The following is an 11,056-nucleotide window of genomic DNA, read 5'->3' on the forward strand; positions in this document are numbered from 1 at the left end:
AAACCCACACATAATTATTTTAAATTAAATACATTTTGATTAATCATTTTATGAAAATAATAATCCATATCTTCAGCAGTTACACTTTCTCTATTCTCCAGCCACCACATAGTTAATTTTTCAATGGCCCCTGCATAAAACGTTATGACTAATTCTTTTGGAATCGAAGAATCCTTGAAAAGTTGATACATTTCATTTCTCTCTTCCATTTGATTATTTACATTCAGTGTGTTTATGTATTCTATAAATTGGCTATCCCCCATTTGTACGGCTAAAATTCCCCCTAACACTGGATGATCTAATAGCTGTTCAATCACTGTAAAAGGCTTTGTTACTCGATCATGAATAGGTATTTTTGCTATTTCTTCCCCTAATTGTTGAAGTCCAACTTTTAATAAATCATTTTTATCTTCAAAGTGTTTGTAAAAGGTTGTACGATGCACCATAGCACGGTCACATATTTGATTGATTGTAATTGAAGTATATTTTTGTTTACAGTCCGTCATCAGTTCATACAATGCCTGCCATAATAATTTATGTGTGCGTCTAATCCTCAAATCAATTTGTTCTTCATTATTTTTCATCTACACTTCTCCTATTTTGTTGTTTATCTATACATGTAAAATAATCTGATTCTTCCTAAATATAATCGACATATATATATTAAATTACATACAGTAGTTTATCTATTGTCCATAAAAATTATATGAAAGCGAAGGTAATCATACATGAGCCTATCATCTACGAGTCCTGCTAACCCTAAGATTGATCTTAGAAACATAAAACAAGGTCCGATTGTTTTCGCATTAATATTAGGAGCATTTGTCTCCTTATTGAACGAAACATTGCTTGGAAATGCTTTACCGATCTTAATGAATGAATTTAATGTAACAGCGTCTACGATTCAATGGCTTACTACAGCCTACATGCTAGTTGTGGGTATTTTAGTACCAATAACGGCTTTATTGCAGCAATGGTTCACTACAAGACAGATGTTTTTATCCGCCATGCTAACATTTTTTATAGGAACTTTAATAGCAGCCATTTCTCCATCTTTTTTCTTTTTATTAATAGGTCGAATAATTCAAGCCTTTGGTACAGGCTTAATGCTTCCCCTATTAATGAATACTATCTTAACAATTTATCCATCTGAAAAACGCGGAACTGCAATGGGATTAGTTGGTCTTGTTATGCTCCTTGCACCAGCAATCGGCCCTACTTTATCAGGTGTTATTGTTGACTCTATGGATTGGCGGTGGCTATTTTATATCGTTATTCCGTTAACTATCCTGTCAATCCTTATTGCATTTAAATATCTACAAAATGTAACAGAACTCAAGAGACCTAAAGTTGATTATTTATCTATTATATTATCGACATTAGGTTTTGGTGGTATTGTATATAGTTTTAGTGCTTCTGGTGACCTGGGCTGGTCAGATATAAAAGTGCTATCTTCAATAATAATTGGCGTTTTATCATTAATCTTATTTTCTATACGTCAGTTAAAAATTGAAAATCCTATATTAGACCTGCGAGCGTTTAGCTTTCCGATGTTCACTTTACCCGTAGTGCTAATGTTCATCGTTATGATGACCATGTTTTCTACTATGGCGTTGTTACCTATGTTTTTACAAACAGTATTATTAGTAACAGCTTTTAAATCAGGATTACTCATGCTACCGGGTAGTATTATCAGTGGGATTATGGGCCCAATTTCAGGTAGACTATTTGATAAATATAGAGCTAAGGCAATTATTATCCCTGGGATTATGCTAGTAACCATTGGCGTATTCTTATTTACAACGAACAATGCAGATACATCAATTTGGAAAATTATTGTCATGCACAGTTTACTAATGGTAGGAATTATTTTTGTTATGACGTCCCAAACATTTGGCCTAAACCAACTAACACCTAATCTATATCCGCACGGCACCGCAATTTTCAATACTTTATCGCAAGTTGCTGGCGCAATTGGTACTGCTTTAGGGATTTCTAAAATGTCTTCTGGTACATCTGCTTATATGGAAGAATCCCTTGATCCAACCAATCCAATTGAAAAAATAAATGGCCTAACTGCAGGATTCCAAGATGCATTTACGATGGGATTATCTTTAATACTTATTGCTTTAATATTATCCCTGTTTATAAAAGAACAGAAAAAGAAGGTTAGCTGAAAAATCTCTAAGTTGGTTTTAATAAAACATTAGAAAGCATTGCTACGACAGGATTCCCCAACCACATTATGCTATACTATTTCTATTATCGAAATATTGAAAGAGGGATGAATGTATGACGCAATTACAGACATTAAATGCTTATTTTGCTGAACATCGTGAGGCGCACTTAAATGAATTAAATGAATTTTTACGTATTCCAAGTATTAGTTCATTATCTGAGCATAAAGGCGATATTCAGCATGCCGCAGAGTGGCTAGCTGATGCCTTCAAGAAACTCAACTTAGAAAACATTTCTATCACTCAAACTGCTGGTCACCCTGTTGTTTATGCTGACTGGTTACATGCAGAAGGCAAACCAACTATTCTATTTTACGGTCACTACGATGTACAGCCAGTTGATCCATTACATCTATGGGATAGCGAACCGTTCAACCCTACAATCCGTGATAACAAATTATTTGCACGTGGCGCAAGTGATGATAAAGGTCAAGTGTTTATGCACTTAAAAATGATCGAAGCACTATTTGCAACGACTGGTACTTTGCCAGTGAACGTAAAATTCATCTATGAAGGTGAAGAAGAAATCGGTAGCCCTCATCTGCCTGCCTTTGTTGAAGAACATAAAGAAAAATTAGCAGCCGATTTAATTTTGATTTCAGATACAGGTCTTTATGGTCCTGGTAAACCAGCAGTATGCTATGGCTTACGCGGTCTTACAGGCGTACAAATTGACGTGCGTGGCGCAAAAGGCGATTTACATTCAGGCCTATACGGTGGCGGTGTACAAAATGCCATTCATGCACTAGCAGAAATTTTAGCATCCTTCCGCGATGAACACGGTACAATCCAAGTAGAAGGTTTCTACGATAAAGTATTACCATTAACGGGAGAAGAACGTGAAGCTTATCGAGCACTAGGCTTTGACGAAGACTCCGTAAAAGAGGAAGTCGGCGTATCTGAATTGTTCGGTGAAGCAGGCTATTCTTATTTAGAGCGTACTTGGGCTCGCCCAACGTTAGAAGTAAATGGTGTATTCGGTGGATTCTCTGGTGAAGGCATTAAAACTGTACTTCCTGCTGAAGCTGGTGCAAAAATTACTTGCCGACTAGTACCAAATCAGGAGCCAGAAGAAATCGTTGCTTTATTAAAAGCACATATCGACAAACATAAGCCTGCCGGTGTAGACGTAACGATTTCAGAATTCGATAAAGGCCGTCCATTTTTAACACCATTTGATCATCCATTTATTCAAGCAGCCGGTCGTTCCTACGAAAAAGTTTATAATGTACCTACCGCTTACACACGTGGTGGTGGTTCGATTCCAATCGTTGCTGCCTTTGATGAAATTTTAGATTTACCAGTTGTTTTAATGGGCTTTGGTCTATCGAGCGAAAACTTCCATGCACCAAACGAGCATTTCCATTTAGAAAACTTCGATAAAGGTTTACGTGTATTAGGAGACTATTTATATGAGGTTGCAGCACTAAGTCAATCGTAAACAACACAACTTATCCGCGATGTACTTTGCTTTACCCGCGAAATACTTTGGGTTATCCGCGCTTTATTACCATTTACCCGCGGAATACCCGATTTTACCCGCGCTTTACTGCGGTTTACCCGCGATAATAAAAATCCCCTCGCCATCTGGCAGGGGATTTTTCATTTATTTATTCACCAAAATTCGTTACAAACTGTGCTGATGTTTTTCGTTCTTTACCTTTTGGTACTTCATCAAAATAACCGACCTGTAACATCGCTATTACACGTTCACCTGGCTGTACTTTTAATGCTTCACGGAATTTAGGATTATCTAAGAAGCCTGGTGTTTTCCAGCAAGAGCCAATACCTTTATCCCAAGCTAACAGCTGGATATTTTGAATAAAAATACTCGCTGCTGCGTAATCTTCTAAACGCTCTTTTTGACGTGCATCCTCTGGCACAATAACAAATGCATAGCCACCAGGCAATGTGAATTTTGCCATTTGCTTCGCTAAATCTTCACTCGAAAGCTCCTGCCATTTTGGAACAGCTAGCTCTCGTAATAGCTGATGTAGTGCAACTAAATCATCATCGCAAGCAATAACTAAACGCCACGGTTCACGATTACCATGGTTCGGTGCCCAGACAGCATCGTCAACAATGCCCAGTAAATCATCACGTTTCACCAATTGCCCATTAAACTTCTTAATTGAACGGCGATTTATAATTGCATCTCTTACCGATAAAAATTGTTCGCTCATTTTTTTCTATCTCCTTCTAATAATAGTAGTATATATCATTATTCTTCATTTCTATCTCCAACATTATCATAAAATGATGAGCTTTAAAACTGCTAACACTCTAAGCAAAACTATCATCTATATGATAAAAATAATAGGTCATATTTGGGGTATACGCCGTAGAATCCTGATAAAAATAAGCCCTATTAATACTATCTGATGTATGTGCATTGACATAGGGAATTCCATTTTGAATACTCGTAACAATGACCGAATGATCAATTCTGCCATCTCCTTGAAAATCATAAAATATAACGTCCCCAATGTCTAATTGTTCTGCCGTTTGCACGCGTGTTGCCTTTAAACCCGTTTTTGAGCCCTCTAAATACCATCTTAGAGAATGTGCCACGGACCAGCTAAAGCTCCAGTTTCCTTGCTGAATCCACCAGCCTCTTTCCCTATTTGGTGCCCCTCGCATCGGTGCTCCTCCAGCAAGTAAGCACTGTGAAATATAATTCGTACAATCGACATCAAAATTCGGAAATGCCGGATTACGACTATTCCACCATAAATTCGCATATTGTACAGCTGCCTGTCTGTTATACATTTTGGCCACGCTCCCCCTCCTTATGTCCATCATATGACTCCATCGTTGGTTCTATTAATTAGGCGATTCAACGCAAAATTGCTGAAAGCGGTCACATTAGGCGCTATCTTTTCCAATTTCAAGATAGTTTTTGCTACAATAAGATTAAACAAATTGGCAATTTTTTTATTTTACGAACAGAAGGGATGTTGAATGTGAAGCAGCATGCTGAGAAAGAAATTTTACAGCCTACTCTTTTATGCGATAAAAAAGGGAATTTAAATCCAGCTGCTATTGGATTTGCACGAAAACCTCTCATAAATAGCAATTTAAGCGGACATATCATGCGTAAAAAGAAATGGAACTATTGGTGCATCTATGGCGATGAGATTTTATTCTCCGCAACGATTAGTCATCTCGATTACGCAGCTGTGTGCTTCGTGTATTTCCTTGAATATGAAACTCAGCGCTATTTTGAAAAAACAATAACAATTCCACTCGGTGGCAAGCTCAAAATGCCAACACATGTACTGGAATCGGTATCTTTCACGAATAGTGAAATGACAATTGATATGACCTATATTCAAAACGAAACACATTTATCTGTTTCAATCCCTACTTTTGATGGCGATGCCTTGCGTGCCAATTTAATTATTCAGCATCCACCTTCAGACGAATCGTTAAATGTCGTCATTCCTTGGAATCGTAGGACATTTCAATTTACAGGAAAGCATCATATTCTTCCTACTTCAGGAGAAGTAATCATCGGCAATCGCCACTTTACGTTTACCCCTGAAGAAAGCTTTGCTGTACTTGATTATGGACGTGGTGTTTGGCCACGGGAAGCCACTTGGAATTGGGGCATGGCATCTCAACGTGTTCGAGGTAGACGCATCGGGCTCAACTTAGGTGGTAAATGGACAGATGGTACTGGCATGACTGAAAATGCTGTTTTTGTGGATGGGAAGATGACAAAAATACACGAAGATTTGCTGTTCACTTATGATCGAGAGGATTATATGCAACGATGGACAGTCAAAACAAAATTTTCAAATCAAGTATCTCTAACATTCTCTCCATTTTTCGAACGGGTTGCCGCAACTAACGCAAAACTTGTTAAATCAGAAGTACATCAAATGTTTGGTTATTATGATGGAACGATTTTATTAGCTAATGGTGAAACATTAGTTATTAAGCAAATGCTAGGATGTATCGAAGAACATCAAGCAAAATGGTAATAACTATTTCCCATTTCAACCTAAAACACAAAAAAATTCGCCCTCTTTTCGCCATCGATAAAAGAGTGTCGCGAATTTTTTTGTTTCCTTTGGAGTCATTAGTTGTCGTTCAGCAAAGGGTAACTTTGTTAATCTTTATTGATTCCATCTAGTATAGCTTCTGGGTCATCTGTAAATAGGGCTTGTATGCCGAGCTGTTGCAATTGCTGTGCATACTTAACGTCATTAACGGTGTAAACACGCACGGTTGCCTCTTTCTCTAGTGCTGTTGCTATAGGTTTCCTAAATGCAGTAGGTAAACTAACATGAATCGCATTAGCAGGAATGGTTGCTGTATAGGTTGTAAAATCGACTAAAACCTCCGCAAATAAGGCAGCCGTTTCAATGTATGGCGCCATCTGATATACAGTTTGAAGCGATTCATGGTTAAAGGAAGAAATAATGACCCTCTCCGTCATTTGGTGCGTCGCTATTTCCTTTAATACAAGCGCCTCAATTCCTTCGTAAGGAAAGACATCCGTTTTTAACTCAATATTGATACGATGGTGTGTAGCGACAAAAATCTCTAAAACTTCACCTAATGTAGGAATACTTTCACCTTGAAATTGTGCTGCAAACCACGAACCATAATCATATGCACGCAGTTGCTGAAGTGTAAAATCTTTTACATAACCAGAACCATTAGATGTTCGGTCAATTGTTTCATCATGAATCACTACAAGCTCACCATCTGCGGTGACATGAACATCCAATTCAATACCTGCAATTGGTAGCTTAGATGCTGCATAAAAAGCGGCTTTTGTATTTTCGGGATAATGAGCTGAAACGCCACGATGGGCAAATAAATCCAAATGCAAAACCTCCTTCTACTCTTTACTTCATAGTATAACAATAAGCTAAATAGAACGTTTACACTTGATAGGTAAAATTTTGTATAGTAGTATGAGAATCTACTTAAAATTGTAAGTACTTAGGAGGTGCTAAAAATGACTGCACAACACCCGGATTTTCAGGCTGAGTTAGAGCGCCTTGCATACACGCAAAATTATATGCAACAGATTTTAAATGAATCGCAACGAGACCTGCAATCTGCACAAGAAAATATACGAAAGTCTATGGCGGATTTAGATTATCTAGATTCAAGTTTAAGTTATTTAAACATTTTAACAAATGCTCGTTTTTTTGAAATGGCTCGCAATCAAAAAGAAGGTTTAGAGGCTGTACAAAAAAAGCCTTACTTTGCCCGCATTCACTTTCAAAAAACGGGCGATCCTGAAGAGTTTTTGTATATCGGAAAAACATCCTTATTTCATCGTGAAACACATGAACCTATTATTGTCGATTGGCGTTCGCCTGTAGCAAATGTCTATTACGACGGCCGTCTTGGTGATATGGAATATGATGTTCGCGGAGAAGTTCATAAAGGACATTTATTTGCCAAACGACAATATAAAATTGAAGATGGCGTATTGCTCGATATTCGGGATATTGACTTAACAACAAATGATGAATTACTACAAGAAGCATTGGCAGGAAAAGCAGATGTACGCTTAACAGAAATCGTCTCTACTATTCAAAAAGAACAAAACGATATAATACGCGCTCATCTGCGTCAGCCAATTATTGTCCAAGGTGCTGCCGGTAGTGGGAAAACAACGATTGCTTTACACCGTATCTCGTACTTCCTCTATACGATGGGCGAACATTTTAATCCTGAGCAGCTCATGATTTTAGCACCGAATAAGCTTTTTATTGATTATATTGGAGATGTCCTCCCAGAGCTTGGTGTTGATAAAATATGCCAAACAACATTTGCAGACTATGTCCTTGCCGCAACAAAACTAAAGTTAAAGCTACGCAATCCGAATGAACAATTGGAATCACTCGTAATAGGCGGTGCTGATCAGCCAACTCCTTGGATTTCTGAAGTGAAGGGCTCCCTTTATTATCGCGATATAATCGAACGATATTTACAAAAAATTGAATTGCAAATAGCTGAACAATTCGAGGATGTCTATATTGAAAAATATCGTATAATGCGGGCTTCACATTTAAAAAAATTATTCTTATATGAATTTTCTTATATGCCGATTGAAAAACGGTTAGCCCATATTAAAAAGGTACTTGCAAGTCATGTTCGGCAAAAGAAACAAGCCGTCTTAAATACGTTGCATGCAAAATACGATGAAGCCCTTGGAAAAGCGCTTAATGGTATTCGTGATGCTGAGAAACGAAAACACATTGTTACAAAATTTATCGATGAACGCGATGAACGTTTACCCGCCATTGAAAAGGAAGCAAAATCTACCGTTGCTGTCTATATGCGCCGCTTTACAAAATATAATGTAAAAACAGTCTATCGTACGCTGCTAACGAATGCTGAGCTATTAGCAGAAATCGCACCAGAATGGCATTATATGGAACAACAACAATTTTTACAAGCACACGCTAAAGAGCAATGGATGTTAGAAGATTTAGCTGCCCTCTATTATTTACAAGCAAAGCTAAAAGGGATTGCAGATGAATGGAAAATGCGCGTTGTCTTTATCGATGAAGTACAGGACTACAGTCTATTCCAGCTAGCCGCTCTAAAAGCAGGGCTAGAAACGGATATGTTTACAATGGTAGGTGATTTAGCACAAGGAATTCATAGCTATCGTTCCCTAACCGCTTGGGAGCCTGTGCAAAATTTATTTCCCCGCGCTAGCTTTAGAACACTTCAAAAAAGTTACCGAACAACCATTGAAATTATGGAGGTCGCTAACAAAATTTTAATGCAAATGGATGAGCAACTGCCATTAGTTGAGCCTGTAGTCCGTCATGGAGATGCTCCAACATTTGTACAGGCAGCTTCCTTTAATACGCAGCAAATTAGAGAAATTTTCGCTTCCATTAGAGCAAACGGGCACCAATCAATCGCCTTAATTTGTAAAACTACGGCTGAAGCCAAATCAATGCAACAGGCGTTAACGAATGACGCGATTCCTTGTCAACTTCTCACAGAAGATGAATCGATTAATCAGCAAGTATTACTTGTTGTACCAAGCCATTTAGCAAAAGGTCTTGAGTTTGATGCTGTCATTGTTGCTGCCTTTGATACGCCCTTCTTTGATTCGAAAATTGATAGAAAATTACTTTATGTGGCATTAACTCGTGCCATGCATGAGCTATATTTAATTGGTCCTACGAAAAAGGCATTTCTATTAGAAAATTAAATAACACAATAAAAAATAGCACAGTAGGATACAGTCCCTAACATGCTATTTTAGCAGTTGGATAGCCGTGCTCATTCATATCGATTAAATAAATACTGTAAAAACTATTTATGGCGCGGTGGTAATCTGTAAAACTTTCCTTTCGATAAATAAGCTTTCACAACCTTCCACCATGAGCGAGGTGCTTCCCTCGGAGGAGACTTTTTTTTCGGCAATGCTGGCATACGCATGACAACGCCCCCTTTCTTCATCCTTATTAATACTATATGGGCATAGTACACATTTATGATAAAAAAGAGGAATATAACAGAAACTTAAACTTCTTAGCAATAAAAAGGCTGGGACATAAGAGAAAAAGTGTTAGATTGAACCTAATCAATCTAACACTTTTTTGCTATGCAGTTGTTGTCCGCTACGACGGTGCTTTCCGCGGGCACACCGTAAGCCGCAACCCTTGCTACGCGCGGTCTGTTGCGTCTAACATTATGTGCTGTTCTGAGCTGGAGTCACCGCCTTCGCTACCAACAACTAGTGAACACTTCTAATTTTTTTAATTGCAAAAGCAAGAATAGCTAGGTCTCCATATAGCAAAAATTTATGAACAGCTTTCGTCTGTTCCTTAAATTTTTTTAGTTTTGTCCTAGCCTCTCTTTACATTAATTTTTCACATAATAGTCTAGTTGCTGTGCTTTCATAAAGCCTGCCTTCTCATAAACAGAAAGAGCTTTTCTATTCTCGATTTCTACATCAAGCATAACAAATTTAGCGCTTTGTTTACTAGCATAGTCTTTTGAAAAGGATAATAAAGCTGTACCGATTCCTTGCCCTTGATACTGAGGATGAACTGCAAGTGCTGTCACCCATTGAATTTCATTTTCTTCTGCTGTGGTCACCGTACCTACAACGTGACCATCTTTATGTGCCACCCATAGTTTTCGGCCATGCGTTGACGTATTAAAATCGATTAGCTCCTCCGATTCTGATGGCAAATCCCCAAACGCATCACTATATATAGCGATTAGTTCAGTCTGCTCCCCAGCGTATGGGGCAATTTGAATATCATCTCGAAGTTCAACTGGCTCTGCTTTCGTTTCCAATGTTGCTTCTGAAAAACTGTATGAATAGCCAAACTTTTCGATAAATGTATGCCCGTAAGGAGAGCCATCAATAACAACTGCTAACTGACCTTCTGCTCCTCGCTCTTCTAGTCCAGCTTGTAACACATTGACTAAAGCTGTTCCAATTCCTTTTTGGCGATAAGCTGGTGTCACTACTAACGACCATTCATACGTATGCAGCCCCATCAAATCAATGGCACTTGCAGCACCTACTAATACATCATTGTCATCTTCATAAGCAAGCACCATAAAACCTTTCGATTCAAAAGAACCTGCCGATGGTATATTCATAATCGTTTCATATACACGATAATCGTTTAAAGTTGCTTCTTCACATAATATTTTTAATTCATTCAATGTTTCCCCATCCAAAGGGAATGACACTGTAATCACTGAAATGTTCATTGTTTACTCCGTTCTTATATCAGACTATTGCCCTATTGTAGCAAGAAAGAAAATAAACTGGCAACAAATTATCATACCCGTTTCTAATAATCAGC

The 11,056-nt window shown here is 38.0% G+C and carries 10 protein-coding genes; 4 read left to right on the top strand and 6 right to left on the bottom strand.

Going from position 1 to position 11,056, the window contains the following annotated elements; translation table 11 throughout:
• Positions 1-14 precede the first annotated feature (14 nt).
• The gene (locus tag LS41612_RS20700; protein ID WP_024362774.1) at positions 15-584 is read right to left on the bottom strand and encodes a TetR/AcrR family transcriptional regulator; all 570 of its coding nucleotides are present in this window, start codon (positions 582-584) and stop codon (positions 15-17) included.
• 144 nt (positions 585-728) lie between these two features.
• On the opposite strand from LS41612_RS20700, the gene LS41612_RS20705 reads away from it, so the two are divergent.
• Positions 729-2,177: an MDR family MFS transporter gene (locus LS41612_RS20705; RefSeq protein WP_029747242.1), complete on the top strand. Its 1,449-nt coding sequence runs from the start codon at positions 729-731 to the stop codon at positions 2,175-2,177.
• Between the two features lie 115 nt (positions 2,178-2,292).
• Positions 2,293-3,678, top strand: coding sequence for a dipeptidase (locus tag LS41612_RS20710; RefSeq protein ID WP_024362773.1), 1,386 nt, complete (start codon positions 2,293-2,295; stop codon positions 3,676-3,678).
• A 169-nt stretch (positions 3,679-3,847) separates the two neighbouring features.
• On the opposite strand, the gene LS41612_RS20715 is transcribed toward LS41612_RS20710, so the two are convergent.
• Together LS41612_RS20715 and LS41612_RS20720 are read right to left on the bottom strand one after the other, a co-directional pair.
• Positions 3,848-4,420 (bottom strand): nitroreductase family protein, encoded by a 573-nt coding sequence (locus tag LS41612_RS20715; RefSeq protein WP_024362772.1) that lies wholly within the window; start codon positions 4,418-4,420, stop codon positions 3,848-3,850.
• A 100-nt stretch (positions 4,421-4,520) separates the two neighbouring features.
• Entirely contained in the window at positions 4,521-5,015 is a 495-nt protein-coding gene (locus LS41612_RS20720) for an amidase domain-containing protein (RefSeq protein WP_024362771.1), read from the bottom strand.
• A 185-nt stretch (positions 5,016-5,200) separates the two neighbouring features.
• Here LS41612_RS20720 and LS41612_RS20725 point away from each other — a divergent pair, with 185 nt between their 5' ends.
• Positions 5,201-6,223 (top strand): DUF2804 domain-containing protein, encoded by a 1,023-nt coding sequence (locus tag LS41612_RS20725; RefSeq protein ID WP_024362770.1) that lies wholly within the window; start codon positions 5,201-5,203, stop codon positions 6,221-6,223.
• 128 nt (positions 6,224-6,351) lie between these two features.
• Here the strand turns inward: LS41612_RS20725 and LS41612_RS20730 are convergent, their stop codons facing one another.
• Complete coding sequence (locus LS41612_RS20730; protein WP_024362769.1) at positions 6,352-7,074, bottom strand: glycerophosphodiester phosphodiesterase; 723 nt, start codon at positions 7,072-7,074, stop codon at positions 6,352-6,354.
• A gap of 135 nt (positions 7,075-7,209) precedes the next feature.
• Here LS41612_RS20730 and helD point away from each other — a divergent pair, with 135 nt between their 5' ends.
• Positions 7,210-9,438, top strand: coding sequence for an RNA polymerase recycling motor HelD (gene helD / locus LS41612_RS20735; RefSeq protein WP_024362768.1), 2,229 nt, complete (start codon positions 7,210-7,212; stop codon positions 9,436-9,438).
• Between the two features lie 104 nt (positions 9,439-9,542).
• Here helD and LS41612_RS23730 read toward each other — a convergent pair whose 3' ends face one another.
• A complete protein-coding gene (locus LS41612_RS23730; RefSeq protein ID WP_255313807.1) occupies positions 9,543-9,668 on the bottom strand; it encodes a hypothetical protein in 126 nt (41 codons plus the stop codon).
• A gap of 426 nt (positions 9,669-10,094) precedes the next feature.
• Positions 10,095-10,961, bottom strand: a complete 867-nt coding sequence (locus tag LS41612_RS20740; RefSeq protein WP_024362767.1) for a GNAT family N-acetyltransferase — start codon at positions 10,959-10,961, stop codon at positions 10,095-10,097.
• Positions 10,962-11,056 lie beyond the last annotated feature (95 nt).

The sequence above is a fragment of the Lysinibacillus sphaericus genome (assembly GCF_002982115.1).
In the GTDB taxonomy this organism is placed as follows: Bacteria; Bacillota; Bacilli; order Bacillales_A; family Planococcaceae; genus Lysinibacillus; species Lysinibacillus sphaericus.

What these genes read in the sequence shown, in the direction of transcription:
- LS41612_RS20700 (WP_024362774.1), bottom strand. Translation starts at nt 584, where the DNA reads ATGAAAAATAATGAAGAACAAATTGATTTGAGGATTAGACGCACACAT.
- LS41612_RS20705 (WP_029747242.1), top strand. Translation starts at nt 729, where the DNA reads ATGAGCCTATCATCTACGAGTCCTGCTAACCCTAAGATTGATCTTAGA.
- LS41612_RS20710 (WP_024362773.1), top strand. Translation starts at nt 2,293, where the DNA reads ATGACGCAATTACAGACATTAAATGCTTATTTTGCTGAACATCGTGAG.
- LS41612_RS20715 (WP_024362772.1), bottom strand. Translation starts at nt 4,420, where the DNA reads ATGAGCGAACAATTTTTATCGGTAAGAGATGCAATTATAAATCGCCGT.
- helD (WP_024362768.1), top strand. Translation starts at nt 7,210, where the DNA reads ATGACTGCACAACACCCGGATTTTCAGGCTGAGTTAGAGCGCCTTGCA.
- LS41612_RS23730 (WP_255313807.1), bottom strand. Translation starts at nt 9,668, where the DNA reads ATGCGTATGCCAGCATTGCCGAAAAAAAAGTCTCCTCCGAGGGAAGCA.
- LS41612_RS20740 (WP_024362767.1), bottom strand. Translation starts at nt 10,961, where the DNA reads ATGAACATTTCAGTGATTACAGTGTCATTCCCTTTGGATGGGGAAACA.